Below are 24,360 nucleotides of genomic sequence, written 5' to 3' on the forward strand. Positions count from 1 at the left end.
CAGGGGTTTTACGCTGGCTTTTGAGCTCGAAGAGAGGACCTATTTCGCTAACGCCAAAAAGAATTTGGTGATTTCGCCATGCGCTGGTATCTTCGCGCCAACGCAAAATCGAATGAGCGCCTGCTGCATACCTTTTGGACTTGCGCGGCGCGATGGAAAAAGAACGTGGAAGACCCCGAACGCGGCCAAAGGCCGCAAGGTAACGGGGCGTCGGCGGCAGGGCGCAGGGATGGCAAGAAATCCAGGCGCCGCAAGGGCAAGCGTGGTGGGCAATCCCGCAATGCGAACCAGTCCGCTCAGCATGTCCTGTCCGGCGATGCCGGAGAGGCGGCGCGCCCAATTGAAGCCGACAATGTCGCGCGCAAGCGCAAGCGTCGCCGTCGTGGCGCAGGCGCTCCAGGCGAAGCGGTTCAACAGCATCAGGCAAGCAACGAAAACGCCCTAAGCGCGACGCACGCTGTTCGCGGTGACGGCGAATCGGTGCCGAGTCGCCGCAATCGCCGCAAGCATCGCGGCAAGCGCGGCCTCCAGGGACGCCCACTGGTCCATGAAAAGCCGACCGGACGTCCGGCCCAGCCGCAGCAGCCAGCGCCCGCCGGGCGGGCCGGGGCAGCCGAATTGCGAACCGGCCAGAACGATAATCGTGGGGCACGCCCGTCCGAAGGAGGGCAGCGCAGCCACGAATATCCGTGGCCGGATGAGCTTTACGCCGCTCTCGATCTCGGCACCAACAATTGCCGTCTTCTGATCGCGCAACCGACGCGGCCGGGTCAGTTTCGCGTTGTCGACGCCTTCTCCCGGATCGTACGCTTGGGCGAGGGACTGGCGGCAAGCGGCCGCCTCTCCGACGATGCGATGGATCGCGCCGTCGATGCGCTCCGCGTCTGCGCCTCCAAGCTGAAGAGCCGCGAAATCCGCCGTATGCGGCTGATCGCGACCGAGGCCTGCCGGCAGGCGAGCAACGGGGCCGTGTTCCTCGAACGCGTCATTGCCGAGACCGGCCTCGAACTCGAGATTATCGATCGGGAGACCGAAGCGCGGCTTGCCGTCTCGGGCTGCTCGTCGCTCGTCGGACGCGAGACCCGCTCCGTTGTCCTCTTCGATATCGGCGGCGGCTCCTCCGAAATCGCGGTCATTCGTATCGGCGACAACCGCTTCAATCGCCTCGCAAACCACATCACCCACTGGACCTCGCTTCCCGTCGGCGTCGTCACGCTATCGGAGCGTCATGGCGGGCGCGATGTCACCCCGGATGTTTTCGAGGGCATGGTGGTGGAAGTGGCGGGCATGCTCGACAACTTCGATTGCCCTGCGATCGACATCGGTCACGCGGATGATTTCCATCTCATCGGCACCTCGGGAACGGTGACGACGCTCGCAGGCGTCCACCTCGACCTGCCGCGCTACGACCGCCGCAAGGTCGACGGCATCTGGCTTTCGGACGACGAGGTCTCGGCGATGCAGGCAAAGCTGCTGTCGTGGGATTTCGCAAGCCGGGCCGCCAATCCCTGTATCGGACCGGATCGCGCCGATCTGGTGCTCGCCGGCTGCGCGATTCTGGAGGCGATCCGCCGCCGCTGGCCGAGCCCGCGCATGCGGGTTGCCGATCGCGGCTTGAGGGAAGGCCTGCTCACGGACATGATGGCGGACGACGGCGTCTGGCGGCGCCACCGCAACCGCCGCGGCCAGCGCGGCAAATAGGGGACAAGCATGGCGAAGCCAACGATTGCGGGTAGCCGCACCGGCCGCAAACTCGGCCAGCGCGTCAAGAACAAGAAGATGAAGGCGTCGTCGCGGCAATGGCTGCAGCGCCACATCAACGATCCCTATGTGCAGCGCGCCCAGCTCGAGGGCTATCGCGCTCGTGCCGCCTTCAAGCTGCTCGAGATCGACGAGAAGCACGGCATCCTGAAGGGCGCCCGCCGCATCATCGATCTGGGTGCCGCACCGGGAAGCTGGTCGCAGATCGCTGCCAAGGTCACGGGCTCGACGGATGAGGATATCCGTGTGGCGGCGATCGACTTCCTGGAGATGGATCAGCTGCCGGGCGTGAAGATCCTGCAGCTGGACTTCCTCGATCCGTCAGCGCCGGCACAGTTGATCGAGGCCGTCGGCGGCACGCCTGATCTGGTGATCTCGGACATGGCAGCCCCCACGACCGGCCACCACCGTACCGACCATTTGCGCACCATGCATCTCTGCGAAGTGGCGGCACACTTTGCCATCGAAGTGCTGGGGGAGGGTGGCCACTTCCTGGCAAAGACCTTCCAGGGAGGCACCGAACGCGATCTTCTCAACATGCTGAAGCGGCATTTCAAGCAGGTTGTCCACGTCAAGCCGCCGTCGTCGCGGGCCGAATCCGTGGAGATGTTCCTGCTGGCGAAAGGCTTCAAGGGCCGCCAGATGGAGCCCGATGTCACCGAAGCTTGATCTTTGGGCTGGTCTCGGGTGATGATCCGGTCTCCCAAGACTTGGAATGCCCGGGTACCATGCTCCTATACGTCACCCTCGGAACCAACGACATTGATGAAGCGCGGCGGTTTTACGATATCGTTCTGCCGCTGCTCGGCTATCGCCGCCAGCGCTACTCCGAAGAGGAAATCGGCTACGCCGCAGATGGCGACACCCGATGCCGGCTCTGGATCGTAACCCCGTTCAACCGCAGGCGGGCATCAACTGGCAACGGCTCGATGGTCGCGCTTCATGCCGAGCGCCGTGCGGACGTCGATGCGTTTCATGCCGCAGCCCTTGCCGCGGGCGGCGTAGACGAAGGCGCCCCCGGATTGCGGCCGTTCCATGCCAATTTCTATGCCGCCTATGTGCGCGATCCGGATGGCAACAAGCTGAGCGCCGTCTGCGAGACTCCGGAATAGGCCTTACTTCACGGCCTGTTGTTCCGCCTCGATCGTCGCCGGGGTGATGCGCTTCGCACGGTGGCCGGAAACAAGCGCGCCGGCGCTCCTGTCCATCCGGATGAACGGGATGGTCGCCACGACAGTCAGGATCGCGATCACGTAGAAGGCGACGTGGAAGTCGGCCACCTGCAGCGCCTCGCCGCGGAAATGGATCGATGTTTCAAGGATTGCTGCGGCAACCGCGACGCCAAGCGCCAGGCTGATCTGCTGCATCACCGAGCTCATCGACGTTGCCTGGCTCGCCTGTGCATCGTCGATGTCGGCAAAGGCCAGCGCATTGACGCCGGTAAAGAAGAACGAGCGCGAGAAGCCGCCGACCAAAAGAATGGCGATGATGACGAGATGTGGCGTCTGTGGCGTGAAGAAGCCGGTCGCGACCGTAACCACGGTCGTCACCCCTGCTGCCGAAAGCAGTGTGGTGCGGAAGCCGGCAGCCGCGAAAACGCGACGCGCCATGAACTTGGTCGTGATCGCCCCGATCGCGCCGGCAAAAGTGATGAGACCCGATTGGAACGGCGTCAGGCCGAAGCCGAGCTGCAGCATCAGCGGCGTCAGGAAGGGCATGGCGCCGATACAGATGCGAAACAGCGTGCCGCCGGTTGTCGATGCGCGGAACGTCGGATTGCGGAAGAGGTTCAGATTGAGGATCGGCGCTGGATGCCGTTTGGCATGGCGCACATAGAGAAAACCGCAGACGAGGCCGATTGCCGTCGCCATGATGCCGATAACGGGCGGCAAGGCCGGGAGGCTGACGACGGAAAGGCCGAAGACGACGCCGGCGGCCGAAAACGATGTCAGCAAAAAGCCGGTGAAATCCAGCTTCGGCGGCGCCGTCGCCTCAACCTCCGGCAGGAAAATCGTTGCCAGCCAGACGCCGACAATGCCGACCGGCACGTTGATCAGGAAGATCCAGTGCCAGGTGAAATAGGTGGTGATGAAGCCGCCTAACGGCGGTCCGGCCAACGGTCCGACGAGCGCCGGGATGGTCAGCAAGGCCATCGCCGAGACAAGCTCGCTTCGCTTCGTCGTTCGCAGAAGCACAAGGCGGCCAACCGGCGTCATCATCGCCCCGCCCATGCCCTGCAGGAAGCGCGCAATGACGAACTCGATCAGGCCGGACGAGATTGCGCAGAAGATCGACCCGACGACGAAGACGCAGATGGCCAGGCGGAAAATGCGCTTGGCGCCAAACCGGTCCGCCATCCAGCCGCTGATCGGAATGAAGACCGCAAGCGACACCATGTAGGAGGTCAGTGCCAGCTTCAGCGTGATCGGCCCGACGTGGAGATCGTTGGCGATGGCGGGCAGGGCGGTCGATATGACGGTGGAGTCCATCTGCTCCATGAAGAGAGCAACGGCGAGGATCAGCGGAACGATGCGGTTCATACGCGAAATGCCTTGAAGGTCTTGCGAAGGCGGTGGAGGCCCGTGCTCTGTAGTCCTCGCGACAGGCTCTGCCAACCCTTCATTCCGCTTCCGAAGCACGTTTGCATCACGTCTGCGTGAGACCGCTTGCTCAGCAAATTCAACGGCCAAGATTGACATATGCTTGTTTTGGTCGGGTGCAACAAACGCGGCGGCTGTTGGTCATTTGGGGGTATGCGGCAGTGATGCTGCACGCTATTGGGAGGCGGGATATGGCACTACCGGGGATGAAACGGCGCACTTTGCTTGCTGCGGGCATCAGCCTGCTGGCGACGCCGATGATTTTGAAAGAGACGGCCGCTATGGCCGTAAGTGGAGACAAGACCAAGATGGATGCGACGCCGCAGCCCCAGTTCAATCAGTTTAAACTCGGCTCCTACAAATTTACCGTCTTCAAGGACGGCGCCACGATTGCCGAAAAGCCCTATGAAACCTTCGGAACCAACCAGAAGCCGGAAACGGTTCAGGAGCTGCTTGCGAGGAATTTCCTGCCGACCGACAAGTTCGTCAATACTTACGCACCGACGCTGATCGACACGGGATCGGATGTCATCCTTGTCGATACGGGTTTTGGCGAAGGCGGTCGCGCCCGCGGCAGCGGGCTGCTTCGCGATGGGCTCAAGGCTGCCGGCTATTCGCCCGACGACATCACGCTGGTCGCGCTGACCCATCTGCATGGCGATCATATCGGCGGCCTGATGGAAGGGGGCGCACCGGCCTTCAAGAACGCGCGTTACGTCATCGGCCAGATCGAATACGATTTCTGGACGGACAAAGCGCGTGAAGGCACAGCCGCCGAAGGCGGTCACAAGACAGTTCTCGCCAACGTCGTGCCGCTTGCCGAGAAAGCGACGTTAATCGGCGATGGCGGCACCGTTGCAAGCGGCATCACCGCAATGCTGGCGCCGGGCCACACGCAGGGCCACATGGTTTTCCACATCGAATCCGAGGGTAAGCGCCTCGTGGCAACGGGCGACACCGCCAATCACTATATTCTGTCGCTGCAGAAGCCGGATTGGGAGGTTCGTTTCGATATGGACAAGGCGCAGGCAGCAGCAACGCGCCGCAAGGTCTTCGGCATGATCGCGGCCGACAAGATTGCCTTCCTAGGCTACCACATGCCGTTCCCCGCCGTCGGCTTTGTCGAGGCACACGACGACGGATATCGCTTCGTTCCGAAGACCTATCAGTTCGACCTGTGAGACCGCTGCATGGCAGCCATACCAAGCCCGGCGAACACGTCGGGCTTTTTGCTATTCACTTCCTGTCATAGACGTGTTACCAGCCCTCGCCAACTTCCAAAGCAACCCTTGCACACTGCCGGTGCGGACGATTCGTTCCGGGAGGCGTTGCATTTTTCTTAATTGAAGGAAATTGGCCATGGCTCGCATCATAGAAACGCCAACCGGTTTGGATGCACTCACCTTCGATGACGTGCTCCTGCAGCCCGGTCATTCCGAGGTCCTGCCCGGTCAGACGAGCGTTGCAACGCGCATCGCCACTGACTTCGAGCTGAATATCCCGATCATCTCTTCGGCCATGGACACCGTCACGGAAAGCCGCCTTGCCATCGCCATGGCTCAGGCCGGTGGCCTTGGCGTGATCCACAAGAACCTGACGCCGGCCGAGCAGGCCGAACAGGTCCGCCAGGTCAAGAAGTTCGAAAGCGGCATGGTCGTCAACCCGGTTACGATCGGTCCCGACGCGACGCTCGCCGATGCGCTCGGGCTGATGAAGACTTACAGCATCTCGGGCATCCCGGTCGTTGAAAAGTCCGGCCGTCTCGTCGGTATTCTGACCAACCGCGATGTTCGCTTCGCCTCCGATCCGAAGCAGAAGATCTACGAGTTGATGACGCGCGAGAATCTCGTCACGGTCAAGGAAAGCGTCGACCAGCAGGAAGCCAAGCGTCTGCTTCATGCGCATCGCATTGAGAAGCTGCTGGTGGTCGACGGAGAAGGCCGCTGCGTCGGTCTCATTACCGTCAAGGACATTGAAAAGTCGCAGCTCAACCCGAACGCATCCAAGGATGCGCAGGGCCGCCTTCGCGCCGCTGCCGCTGTCGGCGTCGGTGACGATGGTTTCGAGCGCGCCGAACGCCTGATCGAGGCAGGCGTCGATCTTCTCGTCGTCGATACCGCGCATGGTCATTCGCAGGGCGTTCTCAATGCCGTCGGACGAGTAAAGAAGCTGTCCAACTCCGTCCGCGTCATGGCCGGCAACGTCGCGACATCTGACGGCACCAAGGCGCTGATCGATGCAGGTGCCGATGCCGTCAAGGTCGGTATTGGCCCGGGCTCGATCTGCACGACGCGCATCGTCGCCGGTGTCGGCGTTCCGCAGCTCGCAGCCATCATGTCGGCGGTTGAGGCAGCACGGGCGCAGGATATCCCTGTCATCGCCGACGGTGGCATCAAGTTCTCGGGTGACGTCGCCAAGGCGATCGCATCCGGCGCTTCCGCTGTCATGATCGGTTCGCTGCTCGCCGGCACCGATGAGAGCCCGGGTGAAGTCTATCTCTACCAGGGCCGTTCCTTCAAAGCCTATCGCGGCATGGGTTCCGTCGGCGCCATGGCGCGCGGCTCGGCAGACCGCTACTTCCAGGCGGAAGTGCGCGATACGCTGAAGCTCGTGCCCGAGGGCATCGAAGGCCAAGTTCCCTACAAGGGCCCGGTTTCGGGCGTCCTGCATCAGCTTGCAGGCGGCCTCAAGGCAGCCATGGGCTATGTCGGCGGCAAGGACATCAAGGACTTCCAGGAGCGCGCGACCTTCGTGCGCATCTCCGGCGCCGGCCTTCGCGAAAGCCACCCTCACGATGTGACGATCACCCGCGAGAGCCCCAACTATCCGGGCTCCGGCGGCTGAAAATGAACGCGGGCAGCCGTATTCCGCTCTGGATTATTGCGCTGCTCGCGGCTATCTGCCTTGGCGTGCTTGCGTGGACGACGTTCGGCTTTGTTGTCCCCTTCAAGCACGAAACCGGGCAAGCCGTTCTCGATATCTATTTCGCCGGTTATGACGAATTGACCGTCGGCCAGATGCAGCGGCTCCTCGGCGAGAACGAGATTGCCAACAATCTGTTGCGGGCCATGTACGCTGGTCCCGAGCTGATCTTTCCGGCACTTCTGACGGCACTCCTCTTGCTGGTCTTGATCAAGCTGAGACCCGGCGGCTCATACTTCAACCGCCCGATTCGGCCGTTCTTCGCCAAGCTGATCTATGCGCTCCCCTTCATCTATGGCCTCGCCGACTACGGCGAGAATGTCTCCAGCTTGATCGCCTTCGGGGACAGTGCCTGGGCGGATCAGGCCGCGCAGTTGTTGCCGTGGATGACACGGCTGAAATTCGCAAGCCTCGCCATCTGCCTCGTCGTCATCATCCGCTTCGCTGTCGTTCGTGCGATGCGCGGCGAAGAGGGCGAGCAGTAGCTTACCGCGGCCACCGCCATGGCGGATTGGAAAGGCGAGCCGCCATGAACTCCGATAATACTTCGACCTTTGCCGGTCGTGCGCGTGCGGACGGCGTGACAAAATAAAGTGCCCCGCTGGGCAGGCTCCAATCGGTCAAGATCGCCTTCAAGCGCCCGTCAGCTAGATATTCGCTGGCCATGAACTCCGGCAGCTCGCAGATGCCGAGGCCGCGCAACGCCATTGGGATCAATGCTTCCGAATTGGTCGCCCGAAGTGGGCCGGTTGGGGTGACGAATTCCTCCTCGCCTGCCTTATTCGTCAGCCGCCATATGTCCTGGCGTGGCCGATAGGCATAGCCGAGGCAGTGATGCGCGGCCAGCTCTCGAGGATGCTCAGGACATCCGTATTTCTCGAGATAGGCAGGCGACGCCAGAATGAACGGCTTAACCGGCGCGAGCCGACGGGCAATTAGGGACGAGTCCGGCAAAACCGCGATACGAAGCGCAGCATCGAAACCTTCCCCCACGAGATCGACGCTCGCGTCGCTCATGTGAAGATCGATGCTGATGTCGGGGTAGAGTTCAAAGAACTCGGGCAGGATCGGTGCAATCCAATGCACGCCGAACGTCATTGGCGCTGCCAGCCGGATCAGACCGCGGGGACGACTCGACAGCTCGAGCGCCGCATTCTCGATCTCCTCCGCATCGGAGTAGATCCGCGACGCGCGCTCGGCGAGACGGAGGCCGAATTCCGTCAGCGACAGTTGGCGCGATGTCCGATTGAACAGCCGGGCGCCCAGTCTCTGTTCCAGGCGTGCGACGCCGCGCGAAACGGTTGCTACGGAAATACCCAGCGTCTTTGCCGCGCGGGCGAACGATCGCTCCTCCGCCACTTTGGCAAACATCGCGAGGCCTTCGAAGTCTGGCAGCTTCATCATTTCGTATTTGCAACAATGGTTTTCATTCCTTTCTATTTCGAAACGATCGGCGCGTCCATATCTTCTGCTCAGTCGAACAAAAGGAGACGACGACAATGACTCAGAAATTGAATGGCAAGATTGCAGTGATAACCGGCGCCACGTCGGGCATCGGTCTCGCCACGGCGAAGCGTTTCGTCGCCGAAGGCGCTCGCCTCTTCATCACCGGCCGCCGCGCAGATGTGCTCGCCGCGGCCGTCGACGAGATCGGCGGCAACGTCATCGGCATCCAGGCCGACTCCGCCAAGCAGGCCGATCTCGATCGTCTGTTCAATCGCGTGAAGGAAGAGGCCGGCCGCATCGACGTGCTCTTCGTCAACGCAGGCGGGGGCTCGTTCGCGCCGCTCGGTCAAATCACCGAAGAACAGTTTGACGACACGTTCAACCGCAACGTCAAGGGCGTGCTCTTTACCGTGCAAACGGCACTGCCGCTGCTCGGTAACGGCTCGTCGGTTATTCTGACGGGCTCGACGGCCGGTGCGACGGGCACGCCCGCTTTCAGCGTCTACGCTGCCTCGAAGGCGGCGATCCGCAACTTCGCGCGCAACTGGATCCTCGATCTCAAGGACCGCGGCATCCGCGTCAACACGCTTAGCCCCGGCCCGACGGAAACGACCGGCCTGGTCGAACTCGCAGGCAAGGACAAGGCTGACCAGCAGGGCCTTCTCGACTATCTCAGTTCGCAGGTTCCGATGGGCCGCGTCGGTCGCGCCGAAGAAATCGCCTCCGCAGCTCTGTTCCTGGCTTCGGATGAATCGAGCTTCGTCTCTGGCGCAGAACTCTTCGCCGATGGCGGCATCGCCCAGGTCTGATGCAGCAGCCATGCCCGTCGCACAATCGCGACGGGCATTTGCGGCGTCGGTTGTTTTCCTCTACAGCGTGGAAATCAAACGGAAAAACCGCAAGGAAGAGACAGCATGACCGGCTACGAGATGTTCTGGCCCATTATTGCCCACGTAGCCCTAGTCTATTTCCTCTACATGCTTCTCTCGTACCGCCGGCAAAAGCTGGTTCGGGGGGGCAAGATCCGGCGATCGAACTACCGGGAAAATCGCGACGAGCCAGCGGAAGGCCTTGTCGTCAAGCATTGCCTCGCCAACCAGTTCGAGTTGCCGGTGCTTTTCTACGCCTGTTGCGTCCTTCTTTACATGACGGAAGCCGATAACCTCGTCGCCGTTGTTCTTGCCTGGATCTTTGTCGCAACGCGCTATCTGCACGCCTTCATCCACGTGACCAGCAACAATCTGCGTTATCGCAGCCCGCTCTTCGCCTGCGGCTATGTGGTGCTCGGCGCCATGTGGATGTGGCTTGCCGCCTGGATGGCATTCGCGAACGGTTGAGCGACTTGAAGTAACGCAGTTTTGTTCCTGCGTTACTGGCCGCTGACCTATCTTCCCCGACAGGCGAAAGCCGACAGGTAGGGAACGGGAGGCCTCAAATGAACAAGCCGGAAATCACGCAGGCGATGATCAACGCCTACGACGAATACACGCATCTGACACTCGATCGCCGCAACTTCATGGACAAGCTGACGAAACTGGCCGGTTCCGCCGGCGCAGCCGCTGTCATCGCACCGATGCTTGCGGCCAACAAGGCAAGCGCCGAAATGATCACCGCCGACGACACGCGGGTGGTGGCCAAGGACGTCACCTATCCCGGTGGAGCTGGTGAGATGAAAGGTTACCTCGTCGAACCCAAGGATGCATCGGGAAAACTCGGCGCCGTGATTGTTATCCACGAGAACCGCGGTCTGAACCCGCACATCCGCGATGTCGCGCGCCGCATGGCGCTGGAGGGCTTCATCGCGCTGGCGCCAGACTTCCTCTCGCCTCAGGGCGGCACGCCGGAGAATGAGGACAAGGCCCGCGAGATGTTCAGCACGCTCGACCGACCCGCCACGGTGGCGAACGCGGAGGCGACGCTTACATATCTGAGCAAACTCGACAATTCCAATGGCAAGGTCGGCGTGATCGGTTTCTGCTGGGGTGGCGGGCTGGTTAACGATTTCGCTGTTGCCTCGCCGGACCTGAAGGCGGGTGTTGCCTATTACGGCGCCCAGCCGAAGGCGGCCGATGTGCCTGGTATCAAGGCTGCGCTGATGCTGCATTACGCCGGCCTCGACGACCGTATCAATGCCGGCATCGACGCCTACAAGAAGGCGCTGCAGGACAATGGCAAGGACTTCCAGATCTTCGTCTATGACGGCGTCAACCACGCCTTCAACAATGACACGTCGGCGGCTCGCTACGACAAGAAGGCGGCCGACCTCGCTTGGAGCAGGACTGTCGAATTCCTGAAGAAGAACCTGGCCTGATCAGGCCGCCAGCTCGCGCGGCGCAGGGGCGACAGCGATGATCGCCTCTGCCAGCGCCTCCATCTCCTTGCCACGATGGTTGCTGCGACGCCAGGCAAGGCAGATCTCGCGCGACGGCTGTGGATCGGTAAAGGGCACGATGCGGATCGAATTGCGGCTGGTCTCCGTCGGAATGGCGATCTCGGGAATGAGCGTCATGCCCATATCATGCGACACCATCTGCAGCAGCGTCGCCATTGAGGTCGCACCAAAGTTGACGAGGCTGCGCTTGCCGGCGCTGCAGACGGCAAGGGCCTGATCGCGCAGGCAATGTCCTTCCTCGAGCAGTAGCAGGCGATCGACATTTACTTCATGCTCGGTGAGCGGCGACATCAGCACCGCCTCGCCGTTGTCCGCTACGGCCATGAAGAAGCGGTCGGTGAAGAGCGGTCGCGTCTGGATGCCTTCGATATCGAGCGGCAAGGCCGCGATCACGGCATCGAGCTTTCCCGTCAGGAGGTCCGCCATCAACCGATCGGTGACCGCCTCCCGAAGTTCCACCTCAACGCTGGGGTAAGTCTTGCGCAGATGCGGAACGAACTGAGGGACGAGGTAGGGCGCGACTGTCGGAATAATTCCGATGCGGATCAGACCTTCGAGCGTGCCTTCGCCCTTTCGGGCCGTCTGCTCGAGCAGGTCGACCTGATGCAGGATGGCGCGGACATAGTGCAGAACCTCTTCGCCTTTCGGCGTCAGGATCGTGCTCTGCCGCGTTCGCTCGACTAGCTTGGCGCCGAGATATTCTTCCATTTCCATGATCTGGGTCGACAGCGCCGGCTGGCTGATGTGGACCATTTCGGCGGCCCTGCCGAAATGGCGCGTCGTTGCCAGCGCATCGAAATAACGCATCTGTCGTAAGGTCAGCATGATAATCTCTTCCAATCGATAATCTCATTAAGTACGACTTGAGATTATCGAAGGTCAATGGAATTACGAGCAAGGCCGCTCTTCAGGTGGCATCTGAGTGGCCGCCGATTTGAGGGCACTTGAGGCACATGTAGCGTGCGCGAATCGGTGCGCGCAGCGACCGAGAAGCCACGGCCACAACGATTAACGTCCAACCCGTCGCAAGTGAGCAAAACAACACGCGGAGTTGACCAAATACGGGTGTATCACCCCGATTTTCTTATACTTTTCCCCATCCGTACAATCCGATGCATCTCGTTTACGAGTCGTGAAGACCTGCATGTCATATCGGCGAGATGGCGCCGGTATGAACCACCTCCGTCGCTCCACATAGAACAAATGGGAACGACATGAAGGTCGGAAGTTTGGATCGTATTGGCCTCCGCCGGAAGCCAAAGCAGGAACGCAGTATTCAGCGGCTCGACCACATCTTGTCGGCCGCAGCCGCACTCATCGCTGAAAAGGGCGTAAGCGCCATGCGGATGACGGAACTGGCCGTCGCCGCCAAGGTTCCGATTGGTTCCGTTTATCAGTATTTTCCCGAGAAGGCGGCGATCGTCAAAGCGCTCTTCGACCGCCATGCGCTGGCGCTCCAGACGCGCATCGCCGAGGCCTTTGCGTCCGTGCACTCCGTCGACCATGCGCTCGAGGTACTCGTCGCGACGATCGACTGGCACTACGCCGACTATCGCAACGATGCCGCCTATCTCGGCATCTGGATGGGTACCGAAACCGACCACGACCTGCTGCTGCTCAACATCGAGCATAGCAAGCGGATTGCCGACATCTTTCAGGATACCGTCCGCCGCGTCGCACCTGAGCTCTCCGCAGCGGACATGCAGGCCCGCAGCTATCTGTTCAGCCATCTGCTCGGGGCATCGATCCGCCTTGCGGTCGTCAGCGAGGATTCCCTTGCAAGACGCATCCTGGATGAGTGGAAGCGCGTGATCCGAACAGCCTTCCTCTCACCGGTTGCCGCCTGAGCCTACCAACTCGGGACGATGCCAGCGACCTTGAGGCGGGGCTGAGCCCGCCCATAGGCGTTCTTGACGTCAGCGTCGAGATTGTCGTCGACGACAGCGGGCGTGATGTTGTCGAGGCAGGCGGTGATATGCGCCGTGATCGCGTTCATCAGCGAGATGGAAACACCCGGCCGCTTCATGATGCCGATCTGGACCGGGGGCAGGGCAGGGAAGCCGTCCGCCTGGCTTAGCACCTTCATCCCCGTGCGCAGAGCCGATTCCGGCATGACGGAAACGGCCATGCCGGCGAGGACCGCGGCCGCGACGACGGTGCACGACCAGCTGGTGAACAGGATCTGGTGTTCGCGACCGACCGCATCCAGCGCCGAGCAGGCGAGCTGCCGCCACTGGCAGTCGCGACGGCCGACGGCGAGCGGCACGGGGGCATCGTCGCGGATCGGATGGTTGGCAGAGCCGACCCAGCAGAGCGGTTCCGTTCGCACGACATCCGACATGCGTTCGCGCGGATTGTGGGTCACCAGCGCGATGTCGAGCTCGCCGCGATTCATGCGCTCGGCGAGGCCCACCGAGGGTTCGCAGACAATGTAAAGCTCGACGTTCGGATGCGTCTTGGCAAAGCGGCCGATGATCTCGGGCATGTAGCGGTCGGCGTAGTCATCGGGCGTGCCGATGCGCAGCGTGCCCTCGAGACGGTTGTCATCAAAGGCTGCGATCGCTTCGTTGTTGAGGCGAATGATTCGTCGCGCATAGTTCAAGAGCTTCTCGCCTTCGACGGTGAGGCGGTTGCCGCGCCCGTCCTTGATGAAAAGCTGCTTGCCGATGCGCTCTTCCAGTCGCCGCATCTGCATGGAGACAGCGGACTGCGTCTTGTAGACTCTGTCGGCAGCCTTGGTGAAGCTGCCGGAATCCACAATCGCAATGAAGGTCTGCAACTGATCAATATCGAGAGGCGCTGACATGAGTTCACCTATAAAGATCTCTGATGTTAATCATTAGAAACATTCGTTGGACTGATCAATAGGTGTTTGGCATCTTCGGGGTGCAAATCAAGCAAAGTGAAGGACAGACACCCTGCCTGTCCGCTCCGATTTCAACCCGATGCCTTGCCGCTCGACCTCGCGGGAGGGGTGGGTTGTTGCGCGCCAATGAAAGGATCGTCCCATGCGCACGACAGACCGGATACTCGAACTCGACTGCAGCCAGACCTCGCTGACGTTCTTCCAGCGTCTCGTAAATGGCTTTGCAACGCTGTCATCCGTACTGCGCGTGATCCGCAACCGTATGGAGATCAACAAGCTGAACGAGCTCGATGACAATCAATTGAAGGATATCGGCCTTAGCAGGACCGATCTCACTTCCGCGTTCCTGGCGTCCACCTTCTTTGAAGATCCGTCGGAACACCTGACTAAATCCGCGCGCAACCGCGGACCGAAGTCGCTCTTCCGGTCCCAAAAGGATTGAGACCGGCCCAGTTTTTCCCCGCAGGGTGATAGCCAATAGCCCTGCCTCTTACCCGGTGACCGGCCTCCCAGCCGTCTCCGGGTTTTTTTATGCCTTCGGGGGAGTGGAGGGCGCCTTCGGCATAAACGTCTCGAAGATCGCTTCCATGCTCTTCTGGTAGCTCTTCTGAACCTCGAGCCCGCTGTCGAACATGTTGTTCAGCATGTCGACGTAGCGTTCCGCCTCTGCCTTTGCCTGCTCTTTCGGGGCTTCGGCTCGTTTCGGCTCAACCGGCTTTCCGAGCGAGCCCATCATTTCCTGAAAGGCCTTTGCGAATGGATTGTCGAAAAACGGATTGGTGACCGTCTTCTCTGCCTCCGGCTTCTGCATGCCGAACATCTGCTGCATGGCCTGAGTGAAAGGATTGTCGAAGATGGTGGGCTCCGGAGCGGCCTTCTGCTTCGGCGCAAAGCCGGTGCTTTCCAGCCATTTCTGGATGGTTTCGCCCATGGCGGTGTTGATGAATGGATTGACGGGCGCGTTCATCTGCCCCATCGACTGCTTGAACAGGCCGCCCATCAAAGTATCGGCCATCACGGGCAGCATCTGCTTGTAGATCTCCTGGCCGATCCCGGTCATCTGGGCAGCCTGCGCCGCAACCGCCCGCGAGACCTCCTTGGAGCCGAACAGCTGCCCGAGGATGGTGTTGCCATCATCGATTCCTTGCGGGGTGAAGGCCTTGCCCATGTCCTCGAAATATTTGGCGTAGTTGCCGGAGGCGACCGCCTGCATCAGCCCCATGAAGTCGTAGGGGTTGCTGCTGCTCCGTTTCAGGCTGGCGGAAAATGCCGGCATCAGCGCGGCCATCGCCTTTGTGGCCTGCTCCTGGGCAAGATTGAACTGCTTGGAGACCGCATCCATCGCCGCGCCGTTCTGGGCCTGCATCATCATGTCGAAGAGTGGCAGCATGGTAATCCCTTTCCCGGTTTCGCAACGCGTAATTGCGTCACTATAGCCGGAAAAAGGAATGCGCAAACCGCTTTTTGCAGAAGGGCTTAGGGTAGACCCTAGTATTGATACTCTTCGAAGACAGGCTCCACGGAACCGTTCCAGCGGCGGTGATACAGCGCCAGCAGATCCTCGGCCAAAGTCGCCTTCTTGGCCATGACTTCGTCGAGCGGCGCAAGGAAGATGGTTTCGTCCTGGCCTTCCTTGTTGAGCTTGTTGCGCGCTCGGAGACCGGACTTCGAAACGGCGATCACTTCGCGCGCCGTCTCATAAAGCTCATGGCCGCGGAACTTTGCCCTTAAACCCTGGGACGGGACGGCATCGCGCAACGCGTTGACCTCGTCGAATGTCCAGTCCTTGGTCAGCATATCCGCGTCTTCGAGTGCAGCATCGTTGTAGAGAAGCCCGACCCAGAAGGCCGGCAACCCGCAAATGCGCCGCCACGGGCCGCCATCGGCACCGCGCATCTCTAGGAAGCGCTTCAGGCGAACGTCGGGGAAGAGGGTCGAAAGGTGGTTCGTCCAGTCGCCCATCGTCGGCTCCCAGGCGGCAACCGCGCCCTTCAGCGCGCCGTTCATGAACTGGCGGAACGTGATGTGGGTACAGTCGTGATAGTGCCCGTCGCGCACGATGAAATACATCGGCACGTCGAGGGCCCATTCGGCATAATCATGAAAACCGAAATCGTCGCGGAAGGTGAAGTCCAGCAGACCGGAGCGATTGTTGTCGGTGTCGCGCCAAATGTCGCCGCGCCAGGAGAGCAGGCCGTTGGGCTTGCCTTCGGTAAAGGGCGACGAGGCAAAGAGCGCGGTTGCCAGAGACTGAAGCTTCATCGAAACCCGCATCTTCTTGCGCATGTCGGCTTCGGAGGAAAAGTCGAGGTTCACCTGGATGGTGCAGGTGCGATACATCATGTCGAGACCCTTGGCGCCGACCTTCGGCATGTAGCGGGTCATGATCTCGTAGCGGGATTTCGGCATGACAGGCGTTTCGGCCAGTGTCCATTTGGGGCTGCCGCCAATGCCGAGGAAGCGGATGCCCATCGGCTCGGCGATCTCGCGCAACGTCGCCAGATGGGTATTCGATTCCTTGCAGGTCTCGTGGATCGTTTCCAGCGGCGCGCCGGACAGTTCGAACTGGCCGCCAGGCTCGATCGATATCGCGCCCATTCCGTTCGGCTCGCCCAGGCCGATGATGTTGTCGCCGTCCATGATCGGGTCCCAGCCGGATTTCTGCTGAAGGCCTTTCAACAGCGCCGAAATGCTGGCCTCGCCGAAATACGGCACAGGGCCGTTGTCCGCCCGGAAGAAGGCAAACTTCTCATGCTCGGTACCGATGCGGAATTTTTCCGCCGGCTTGTTCCCCGCGGCAAGATAATCGGTCAGCTCCTGAACCGAAGAGAGTGGCGTCTGGTCGGTGGTATCGCGAGCCATTCAAGTCTACCTGCAATGGGAGAGCGCCTGGAAAAACCCGGGCAATTGGAAGGGTGATTAGGACCGCTCCCACGTATGTTGCAAGTGAAATTGTTTCAACGGTCCATCAAAAAAATAGCAGGATATTTCGGCCGCGACCGATCCTAAGGTTAATTCCAGTCGCCGATCGACGCTTGAATGACTGCCATGGCAGCAACCGCAGCCGTATCGGCTCTGAGGATCCGCGGCCCGAGCGGGATTGCGGTCACGAAATCGAGGCCGCGCAGCCGCGCGCGCTCTTCCTCGGAGAAACCGCCCTCTGGGCCGACAAGGAGCGCCAGCTGTCGCTCGCTGATCTTGGACAGCAGTGGTAGCGGGTTCTGCCCCGCATCGCCCTCGTCGCAATAGATGATGCGGCGGTCGCTCGGCCAAGTGTCCAGCAGGTCGAACAGCTTCACGGGCTCGGCAACGTCGGGGATATCGAGTATGCCGCATTGCTCCGCTGCCTCGATGACATTTGCCTTCAGCTTGTCGAGATTGGTGATCTTGCCCTGCACATGCTGGGTCATCACTGGACGCAGAAGGCCTGCGCCCATCTCGACGGCCTTCTGCACCAGGTAGTCGAGTCGCCCGACCTTCAGTGGTGCAAAGAGATAGTGCAGATCGGACGCCGCCGGCTGCGGGCGGGTCTGTTCCTCGGCGACCAGTACAATCCGTTTCCGCGTTGGAAAGGTGAGGCGCGCCTTCCACTCGCCATCGCGGCCATTGAAGACGAGCAGTTCGGCGCCATCAGTCATGCGCAGTACGTTGGCGAGATAGTTGAAGTGGTCGCCCGTCGTCTCGACCGTTGCTCCGGCGGCGAGGGGAGCGTCCACAAACAGCCGTTGTATCCGAAAATTGGCGCGCATCGAAAAGTCCTGCTCATACAAAGAGCGCGAACATAACCCAATAGATCATCGCTGCAAGCGCTGCCGAGGCCGGCACCGTGATGATCCAGGCGGCGATGATCGTCATGAAGTGCGAACGGCGAACGAGATAGCGGCGACGAACCTCATGCGTGTTCGGATCTTCCGGTTCATCAATCGCCCAGCTTTCCGCCTTGCGCCGCACGTACCGGATGCGTCGCTTCGAGTTCCGGGTGTACCACTCGCGGAAGAAGCCGACGCCAAACACGGAACCGACCGCGATATGCGTCGTACTGACGGGCATGCCGAGCCACGAGGCCACGATAACCGTGAAGGCCGTCGACAGCGCAACGCAATAGGCGCGCATGGGGTTGAGCTTGGTGATCTGTTCACCGACCAGCCGGATCAGGCGCGGCCCGAACAACAGTAGGCCGACCGAGATACCGAAGGCGCCGATGAGCAGCACCCAGATCGGGGGCTGGCCATTCGTGCCGGCTGCGGATCCCGCGACCGCGCGCACGATTGCCGAAAGTGGGCCGACTGCGTTGGATACGTCGTTGGCACCATGTGCGAAGGAGAGCAGAGCTGCCGAGCCAATCAGGGGAATCTGGAAGAGAACGCGCAGCGAGCTGTTGCGGTTTTCCAGCCCTACGGCCTGCCTGTGAACGAATGAACGCGCGGCAAACCATCCGAGGCCGCCGGCCGCGACGCCGAAAAGGAGGATTGTGAACGAGGAAAACGCGCCAGCGGGCGTAAGCTGCAGCACCATGTAGGAAGCAAAGCCACCGAGCATCATCGCGATCAGAACGGGGACCCAACGCCGCGCCGCGGCAATCTTGTCGTCGCGGTAAATGATCAGGCTCTTCACGAGGAAAAGCAGGCCGGCCGCAATCACGCCGCCAAGCAGCGGCGAAGTCACCCAGGCCGATGTGATCTCGACCATCACCCGCCAGTTCACCGGGTCCGGACCGACCGCGCCGATACCCGCTCCAATCACCGCGCCGACGATCGCGTGCGTGGTCGAGACCGGTGCGTTCATCCAGGTCGCGAGGTTGATCCACAATGCGGCGGCCATCAGTGCCGCTATCATGATCCAGCTGAGTGTGCCTGGTGGGACTTGCACGGCATCCACGATGCTGGAGGAGATCGTCTTGACGACCTCGCCGCCGGCAACTGTCGCCCCGAGAATTTCGAAGATGGCTGCGATGACAAGAGCTTGCCCCATCGTCATCGCTCGGGCGCCCACGGCGGCGCCGACGTTATTGGTAACGTCGTTTGCACCGATGTTCATGGCCATGTAGGCGGCGAGCGCCGCTGCCGCGATCACCAGCACGGCGCTTGGCCGGTCAAAGACATAGACGCCCGCGAAAAGCATGGCTAGCCCAAGGAAGATCAGCCCGAGGCCCGGCGCCACCAGTTTTCGCGAGACGAACTTCGTCGCATCCTCGACATGCGTCAGCTTGTCGAGGTCTTTGTCGAGCGTTCGTTTCGTGAGGACGGCTGATCGGTTGGGCATGCTATTCCTTCGTTGAATCCTGCTTTAGCGCCGCCAAGTTTAGCAGCGCAAGATGGCAGTATTCATTCCGCCGGAATTTGCTTTGGCATGCTTGCCGCAAGCTGTTCCGTCATGCGGCGCTTGAACAGCAGGATGAGATTGCGAAGTTCAGGCTCATGAACGCGCTTCACAGCCTCGTCGCAGGAGACCCACTCCACCTTGCGCTCGCCTTTTTCCTTGAAGTTCTTGGCGATCTCCAGAACCTCGAGAGCATAGACCTGCACTTTACAGGTGACCTTTAGGCCGTTCTTCAACACCTTAGGGTAGGAGTAGGAGCCAAGGATCTCGTTCTCGACGGTTCCGCGCGCACCGGCTTCCTCGAATGCCTCGCGTGCGGCGACCTCATACGAGCACCTTCCGTCCATCGGCCATCCCTTGGGGATGACCCAGCGGCCGGTGTCGCGGCTGGTCAGTAAAAGTACTTCAACGTCGTTGGTTTTCTTTTTGACCCGATAGCAGAGCGCAGCATATTGTTGACGCGGAGGGCGCCGAAACATGAGCTGGACGTCTGCAGCGAGGCGGGCGAGAAGAGTCAACGGTCGGGTCACCTTGGCGTTCTGTTCGAGTGAGTCGTCGTCTATATTAGTATCCGCTGGAAAGCTTGCGCGATCCATACGCATTTCATGCTTTTGGCTCGGATTTGATAACTATCAATAGGAACTTTTTGTTTCGCCGGGTAACAAAAAATCCGTCAGATACTATCCTGATTCCGCCAATGCACAGGCGTTCAATATGAGCGCGCCTTGCATTTCAATCAACGGCGGCGTCATCTCATACACTGTTATGTCAATACTATGGTAATCATGCGTCTTCCTCCCTTAAAAGCCATCCGCGCCTTTGAAGCCGTATACCGTCACGGCAGCATTCTTGGCGCCGCCGCCGAGCTTGGTGTTGTACGCGGCGCGGTGCGCCAGCAGATCTCGATCCTGGAGAACTATTTCGGTGAGAAACTGTTCGAACGCGATGGCAGAAAATTGGCTGCGACCGCGAAAGCTGCACTGTTCGCGGAGGCCTCCACCGCTGCCTTCGCGACGCTGGAACGCGCCGCTGCAGATTTTGTCGGTGGCGAGGATCGCCGCATTCGCCTCGGCGTACCTTCGGCCTTTGCTATATGGTGGCTGATGCCGCGGCTTGCAAACATGCAGGCTGCGCTTGGCGTCGTCGACGTCGATATCCTGCCGATGTCGGTCGTCGAGCCGCTGGCGCTGCACCCGGAACTCGACGCCGTCATCATGGGCGCCGAATACCGGCCAACGGCAGGGGTGACAGCGGTCAAGTTCATGGAGGACGAATTCGGACCCGTCGCGACACCGGATCTGGCAGAAAGGATCGCCGGCGATCCAGCGCGGATGGTGGAGATCACCGCTCTTGTCAGCCGCAGCGCGCCAACCCTTTGGCAGGAGTGGTTTGCCGAGAGCGGCACTCAGGCCGTGATGTTCCGGCGCAAGCAGGAATTCGAGGATCTGCTGCTGGTGCTCGGGGCGGTGCGATCGGGGATTGGTGTTGTGCTCGCGCCGCGCGCTGCCATCGAAGATGACTTGCAGCGCAATCTGCTTGCTGCACCCTATGGCTTCATTCGCCGACTGGCCGGCTATAGCCTGTGCTGTCGCAACGTCGACTCGCCGAAACCCGCGTTCGTCGCCCTTCGCGACTGGTTGCTCCGCTCTGGCGCGGCGACGCAATAGGGCAGATTTTCTGCCCTATTGCGAAGAATTATCTCCATGGTCGAAAGGCGCTGCCGAGCCTAACACTGCGTTGCGAGCAAAAGGACATGGATATGCAAAGAGTAGCAAGCCGCATCGAATGGATCGGCAACAGCTGCAGGTTGCTCAAGGCAACGGCGGCAGAATTCGAGAAGACCCAACCGTTCAACGGCTTGACCATCGGCACGGGGATTCATCTGGAGCCGAAGACCGTGGCGCTGCTGATGACCCTGAAAGCCGGCGGCGCACGGCTTGTCTGCACCGGAAATCTGAACAGCACGCAGCCTTCGACCGTCGAGTTTCTCCGTTCGAAGGGGATCACCGTGTTCGCGACCCAGACAACGGACCCAGTCGCGCATCATGAGAGCCTGCAGGCGGTCGTCGCGGAAAAGCCGGATCTTCTGCTCGACAACGGCGGCGACCTCTTGGCGATTGCGGCCGGGGCTCCTTACGCCAGCCTTCTCGGAGGCACCGAGGAGACTACGTCAGGCCGCACACGCCTGCTGCCGATACGGGCAAAATTGAACATGCCGATCCTGGTCATCAACGACAGCCCGATCAAGCAGTTCGCCGAAAACAGACATGCCGTCGGCCAGAGCCTTTTCGAAAGCTACATACGCTTCACCAACCGCTCGACCAACGGCAAGCGTGTGACGGTTTTCGGCTACGGGGCCTGCGGCAAGGGAACCGCTGCCTGTTTCCGCAACGCGTTTTCAGCCGTCAGCGTCGTTGATATCGATCCGGTGACGGCGCTGGGGGCGCATCTTGACGGATTTTCCACGCCGCTGCGCAACGAGGCGATTGCCTCGGCCGACGTGCTCGTCACCGTTACGGGCTTTCCCGCGATCATCACCGCAGCCGACCTTCCGCTGATCAAGGATCGTGCAATCCTGATGAATGGCGGACATTTCCCGCATGAGATCGACGTTGCCGCATTCCGGCAGCACCCCGATGTCGTGCGGATCGATCGCTACGAGGCGGATCACATCGAGACCCTGCACCTGAGGGACGGTCGCTCTTTCCATGTTCTCGGCGGTGGCCACATGGCGAACCTCGCCGGTCCTAGGCCGCTCGGCAATTCCGTTGAATCGATGGATCTTGGTTTCACACTGCAGGCGCGCTGCCTCGAGCGTGTCGCCAGACGCGAAGTCGGCGCCGAGAGCTGTCTCGTCCCGGTACCCGCGGATATCGATGCCATGGTGGCGAGCGCCTATCTCGATCTGGCGCGATAGGTGACGGGCGCGGCGAGATTCCGCCGCGCGCGTCCAGATTTCAGGCGATTTCCACCACCAGCTTGCCGTTTGCCTGACGGTTTTCGATCAACGCGTGCGCTTCGGCGGCATCGGAAAGTCCGAAGCGGCGCGCGTCCAGCCTCGGCATCAGCTTGCCGGCCTCGACGAGCTTGCCCACCTCGCGCAGGATCTCGCCGTGGTGGCTTCGCCCTTCGCCGGTCAGAAGCGGCAGCAGCGTAAAGACGCCCGAATAGGTCGCCGCCTTGAACGACAGCGGGGCAAGCGCATGCGTCCCCCATCCGAGCGCGCTGACGACGTGGCCAAACCGGCCGACCGCCTGGAAGGCTGTATCGAGGCCCGGGCCGCCGACGGTATCGTAGACGATGTCGAAGCCCTTGCCGGCCGTGTGATTGCCGACATAGTCCGCCACGGTCTCTACCCTGTAGTCGATCGGCGTTGCTCCAAGGCTTCTTAGATAGCCAGCCTTGGAGCCACCGTCGACGGCAAACACATCAGCACCCGCGGCTTTTGCGATCTGTACGGCAATGTGCCCCACGCCACCGCCGGCGCCGAGGACAAGAACCTGCCGGCCTTCGCGGACATTGGCTCGATCGACCAATCCTTCCCAGGCGGTAATCGCGATCAGCGACAGGGCTGCTGCCTCCCGCATCGAGAGATTGTTGGGCTTCGGCGCGATCAGCCGGGCGTCGACCGCTGCGAATTCAGCCAACGAGCCCTGGATGCCGCCGACGCCACCGGTCGTGCCATAGACTTCGTCGCCGCGATGGAACTCGGTGACGCCGGGGCCGACCTGCTCGACGACGCCGGCAATGTCCATACCTACAACGGCCGGGAACGGATGGCGCGCATGGGTGGCATTGCCGGCGCGGATCTTGGTGTCCAGCGGATTGACGCCGCTTGTCTTGATACGGACTAAAACCTCGCCTTCGCGCGGCGCCGGCCGGGCGATCTCGGCCAGGCGGAAATCCGCGTTCGGCGCGTCGATCAGGAGCGCCTTCATCGTTGTGATCTGTGACATGCAACTCTCCTTCGTCTGTTGTTGCCTGGAGAATGCGCCGTTGATATGAGAATGGAAATGAAAGACATTGCACGAAGTTCATACATTTTTGTATGGGAGTCGGCTTGTGGAATGGAGCGATCTCAAACTGTTTCTGGCGATCGCGCGCCAGGGAACTCTCGGCGCCGGCGCCCGCAGCCTCGGCCTGACGCAGCCGACGATGGGGCGTCGCCTTCGCGCCCTTGAAATCTCGCTCGGCCAGACCCTGTTTCAGCGGACAGCCGACGGGTTTGTGATGACCGACGAGGGCGCAGCCGTCTTTGCCCACGCCGAGCGGATGGAAGAGGAAGCACTCGGGCTCGAACGCGAACTTGCCGGACAGAGCCGGCAATTGAGCGGCTTCCTGCGCTTGTCCTCTTCGGAGTGGTTCGGTGCACATGTGCTGGCGCCGGTCCTTGGGGAATTCTCGCTGCGCTATCCGAAGATCGTCGTGGAATTGCTGACCGATAGCCGCCTGCTCAGTCTCTCCCGCCGGGAGGCGGATGTCGTCGTTCGGATCGCGCCCTTTACCGAGCCGGACGTGATATCGAGGAAGCTGCTGCATATCGACTACCGGCTTTACATCCGCCGAGGGGCGGAGCACCCGAAGGCAGGAGATGGCGCGGGCGCGCGCCTGGTAACGATGGACGAGGCGTTTGGCGGCATGCCTGATGTGACATGGCTGACGCGTCTTCTGCCAAAGGCCGAGATTGCCATGCGCAGCAACAACCGCGATGTCCAGGCGACGCTGTGCAGGAATGGGGCCGGGCTCGCCGTCCTGCCGCGCCCCCTTGGCGATTCAATCGCTGATATCGAGCCGGTCGACCTCGGTGAAGCGCCGCCGGGGCGCGACACCTGGATTGGCTATCACCGGGATATGAAACGGCAGGCGCGCTTGCGGGCGCTGCTTAATCTCGTCATCGAGAGACTGGCGAATTGAGCGCCGGAAACCTCTAGGTGTGTAGTCCCTGAGTGTGATGGTGCATCATTGAACCTGAGTCGTCAGGAAGAGGATGCATTATGGGAAGTATTCTTCACGGCAGCGCCCGCACGACGCCGCGTCTTCGAGCCGAACTCCAA

At 61.1% G+C, this 24,360-nt stretch carries 24 protein-coding genes; 14 read left to right on the forward strand and 10 right to left on the reverse strand.

The window, feature by feature from the left end; all coding sequences use genetic code 11:
- Positions 1-165: 165 nt before the first annotated feature.
- Genes IB244_RS23970 through IB244_RS23980 form a run of 3 tightly spaced genes read left to right on the forward strand, consistent with a single transcriptional unit; the run spans position 166 to position 2,873 of the window.
- Complete coding sequence (locus IB244_RS23970; RefSeq protein WP_025659477.1) at positions 166-1,701, forward strand: Ppx/GppA phosphatase family protein; 1,536 nt, start codon at positions 166-168, stop codon at positions 1,699-1,701.
- A gap of 9 nt (positions 1,702-1,710) precedes the next feature.
- On the forward strand, positions 1,711-2,430 hold the full coding sequence (locus tag IB244_RS23975) for an RlmE family RNA methyltransferase (protein WP_018856877.1): 720 nt from the start codon (positions 1,711-1,713) through the stop codon (positions 2,428-2,430).
- A gap of 59 nt (positions 2,431-2,489) precedes the next feature.
- Complete coding sequence (locus tag IB244_RS23980) at positions 2,490-2,873, forward strand: VOC family protein (RefSeq protein ID WP_018856878.1); 384 nt, start codon at positions 2,490-2,492, stop codon at positions 2,871-2,873.
- A gap of 3 nt (positions 2,874-2,876) precedes the next feature.
- On the opposite strand, the gene IB244_RS23985 is transcribed toward IB244_RS23980, so the two are convergent.
- Positions 2,877-4,301 carry a DHA2 family efflux MFS transporter permease subunit gene (locus tag IB244_RS23985; protein WP_113470019.1) on the reverse strand — a complete coding sequence of 475 codons (1,425 nt, stop codon included), beginning with the start codon at positions 4,299-4,301 and terminating at the stop codon, positions 2,877-2,879.
- 251 nt (positions 4,302-4,552) lie between these two features.
- On the opposite strand from IB244_RS23985, the gene IB244_RS23990 reads away from it, so the two are divergent.
- The 3 genes from IB244_RS23990 to IB244_RS24000 all read left to right on the forward strand — a co-directional run bounded on the left by IB244_RS23990 (position 4,553) and on the right by IB244_RS24000 (position 7,768).
- Positions 4,553-5,542 (forward strand): MBL fold metallo-hydrolase, encoded by a 990-nt coding sequence (locus IB244_RS23990; protein WP_192305920.1) that lies wholly within the window; start codon positions 4,553-4,555, stop codon positions 5,540-5,542.
- A gap of 178 nt (positions 5,543-5,720) precedes the next feature.
- Positions 5,721-7,205: an IMP dehydrogenase gene (gene guaB / locus IB244_RS23995; protein WP_018856881.1), complete on the forward strand. Its 1,485-nt coding sequence runs from the start codon at positions 5,721-5,723 to the stop codon at positions 7,203-7,205.
- Positions 7,206-7,207: 2 nt separating this feature from the next.
- Positions 7,208-7,768 carry a hypothetical protein gene (locus tag IB244_RS24000; RefSeq protein ID WP_192305922.1) on the forward strand — a complete coding sequence of 187 codons (561 nt, stop codon included), beginning with the start codon at positions 7,208-7,210 and terminating at the stop codon, positions 7,766-7,768.
- Position 7,769: 1 nt separating this feature from the next.
- Here the strand turns inward: IB244_RS24000 and IB244_RS24005 are convergent, their stop codons facing one another.
- Positions 7,770-8,687 carry a LysR family transcriptional regulator gene (locus IB244_RS24005; RefSeq protein WP_018856883.1) on the reverse strand — a complete coding sequence of 306 codons (918 nt, stop codon included), beginning with the start codon at positions 8,685-8,687 and terminating at the stop codon, positions 7,770-7,772.
- A 95-nt stretch (positions 8,688-8,782) separates the two neighbouring features.
- Between IB244_RS24005 and IB244_RS24010 the strand changes: the two genes are divergently transcribed.
- The 3 genes from IB244_RS24010 (at position 8,783) to IB244_RS24020 (ending at position 11,040) form a co-directional block, all read left to right on the forward strand.
- Positions 8,783-9,538 carry an SDR family oxidoreductase gene (locus IB244_RS24010; protein ID WP_062376003.1) on the forward strand — a complete coding sequence of 252 codons (756 nt, stop codon included), beginning with the start codon at positions 8,783-8,785 and terminating at the stop codon, positions 9,536-9,538.
- A gap of 105 nt (positions 9,539-9,643) precedes the next feature.
- Positions 9,644-10,066 (forward strand): MAPEG family protein, encoded by a 423-nt coding sequence (locus IB244_RS24015; RefSeq protein ID WP_169681252.1) that lies wholly within the window; start codon positions 9,644-9,646, stop codon positions 10,064-10,066.
- A gap of 98 nt (positions 10,067-10,164) precedes the next feature.
- Positions 10,165-11,040 (forward strand): dienelactone hydrolase family protein, encoded by an 876-nt coding sequence (locus IB244_RS24020; protein WP_192305924.1) that lies wholly within the window; start codon positions 10,165-10,167, stop codon positions 11,038-11,040.
- Here IB244_RS24020 and IB244_RS24025 read toward each other — a convergent pair whose 3' ends face one another.
- Positions 11,041-11,946, reverse strand: coding sequence for a hydrogen peroxide-inducible genes activator (locus IB244_RS24025; protein ID WP_025659470.1), 906 nt, complete (start codon positions 11,944-11,946; stop codon positions 11,041-11,043). It abuts the gene before it with no gap.
- Between the two features lie 389 nt (positions 11,947-12,335).
- Here IB244_RS24025 and IB244_RS24030 point away from each other — a divergent pair, with 389 nt between their 5' ends.
- Entirely contained in the window at positions 12,336-12,968 is a 633-nt protein-coding gene (locus tag IB244_RS24030; RefSeq protein WP_018856887.1) for a TetR family transcriptional regulator, read from the forward strand.
- Between the two features lie 2 nt (positions 12,969-12,970).
- On the opposite strand, the gene IB244_RS24035 is transcribed toward IB244_RS24030, so the two are convergent.
- Complete coding sequence (locus IB244_RS24035; protein ID WP_018856888.1) at positions 12,971-13,927, reverse strand: LysR substrate-binding domain-containing protein; 957 nt, start codon at positions 13,925-13,927, stop codon at positions 12,971-12,973.
- Between the two features lie 202 nt (positions 13,928-14,129).
- On the opposite strand from IB244_RS24035, the gene IB244_RS24040 reads away from it, so the two are divergent.
- Positions 14,130-14,429, forward strand: coding sequence for a DUF1127 domain-containing protein (locus IB244_RS24040; RefSeq protein ID WP_018856889.1), 300 nt, complete (start codon positions 14,130-14,132; stop codon positions 14,427-14,429).
- Positions 14,430-14,516: 87 nt separating this feature from the next.
- Here the strand turns inward: IB244_RS24040 and IB244_RS24045 are convergent, their stop codons facing one another.
- The 5 genes from IB244_RS24045 to IB244_RS24065 form a co-directional block, all read right to left on the reverse strand.
- Positions 14,517-15,377 (reverse strand): DUF937 domain-containing protein, encoded by an 861-nt coding sequence (locus IB244_RS24045; protein WP_169681254.1) that lies wholly within the window; start codon positions 15,375-15,377, stop codon positions 14,517-14,519.
- A gap of 98 nt (positions 15,378-15,475) precedes the next feature.
- A complete protein-coding gene (locus IB244_RS24050) occupies positions 15,476-16,849 on the reverse strand; it encodes a glutamate--cysteine ligase (RefSeq protein WP_192305926.1) in 1,374 nt (457 codons plus the stop codon).
- Positions 16,850-16,998: 149 nt separating this feature from the next.
- Positions 16,999-17,736: a 16S rRNA (uracil(1498)-N(3))-methyltransferase gene (locus tag IB244_RS24055; protein WP_169681259.1), complete on the reverse strand. Its 738-nt coding sequence runs from the start codon at positions 17,734-17,736 to the stop codon at positions 16,999-17,001.
- A gap of 13 nt (positions 17,737-17,749) precedes the next feature.
- Positions 17,750-19,249: an inorganic phosphate transporter gene (locus IB244_RS24060; protein WP_169681261.1), complete on the reverse strand. Its 1,500-nt coding sequence runs from the start codon at positions 19,247-19,249 to the stop codon at positions 17,750-17,752.
- Positions 19,250-19,311: 62 nt separating this feature from the next.
- Positions 19,312-19,824 carry an NUDIX hydrolase gene (locus IB244_RS24065; protein ID WP_025659467.1) on the reverse strand — a complete coding sequence of 171 codons (513 nt, stop codon included), beginning with the start codon at positions 19,822-19,824 and terminating at the stop codon, positions 19,312-19,314.
- Between the two features lie 258 nt (positions 19,825-20,082).
- Between IB244_RS24065 and IB244_RS24070 the strand changes: the two genes are divergently transcribed.
- Complete coding sequence (locus IB244_RS24070; RefSeq protein ID WP_169681264.1) at positions 20,083-20,973, forward strand: LysR substrate-binding domain-containing protein; 891 nt, start codon at positions 20,083-20,085, stop codon at positions 20,971-20,973.
- 92 nt (positions 20,974-21,065) lie between these two features.
- Positions 21,066-22,223: an adenosylhomocysteinase gene (locus IB244_RS24075; RefSeq protein ID WP_169681266.1), complete on the forward strand. Its 1,158-nt coding sequence runs from the start codon at positions 21,066-21,068 to the stop codon at positions 22,221-22,223.
- Between the two features lie 40 nt (positions 22,224-22,263).
- Here IB244_RS24075 and IB244_RS24080 read toward each other — a convergent pair whose 3' ends face one another.
- Positions 22,264-23,262, reverse strand: a complete 999-nt coding sequence (locus tag IB244_RS24080; RefSeq protein WP_169681268.1) for a zinc-dependent alcohol dehydrogenase family protein — start codon at positions 23,260-23,262, stop codon at positions 22,264-22,266.
- Between the two features lie 106 nt (positions 23,263-23,368).
- Here IB244_RS24080 and IB244_RS24085 point away from each other — a divergent pair, with 106 nt between their 5' ends.
- Complete coding sequence (locus IB244_RS24085) at positions 23,369-24,220, forward strand: LysR family transcriptional regulator (RefSeq protein WP_169681270.1); 852 nt, start codon at positions 23,369-23,371, stop codon at positions 24,218-24,220.
- Positions 24,221-24,360: the final 140 nt, after the last annotated feature.

Origin of the sequence: Rhizobium sp. RHZ02 (assembly GCF_014851575.1) — a bacterium.
GTDB lineage: Bacteria > Pseudomonadota > Alphaproteobacteria > Rhizobiales > Rhizobiaceae > Rhizobium > Rhizobium altiplani.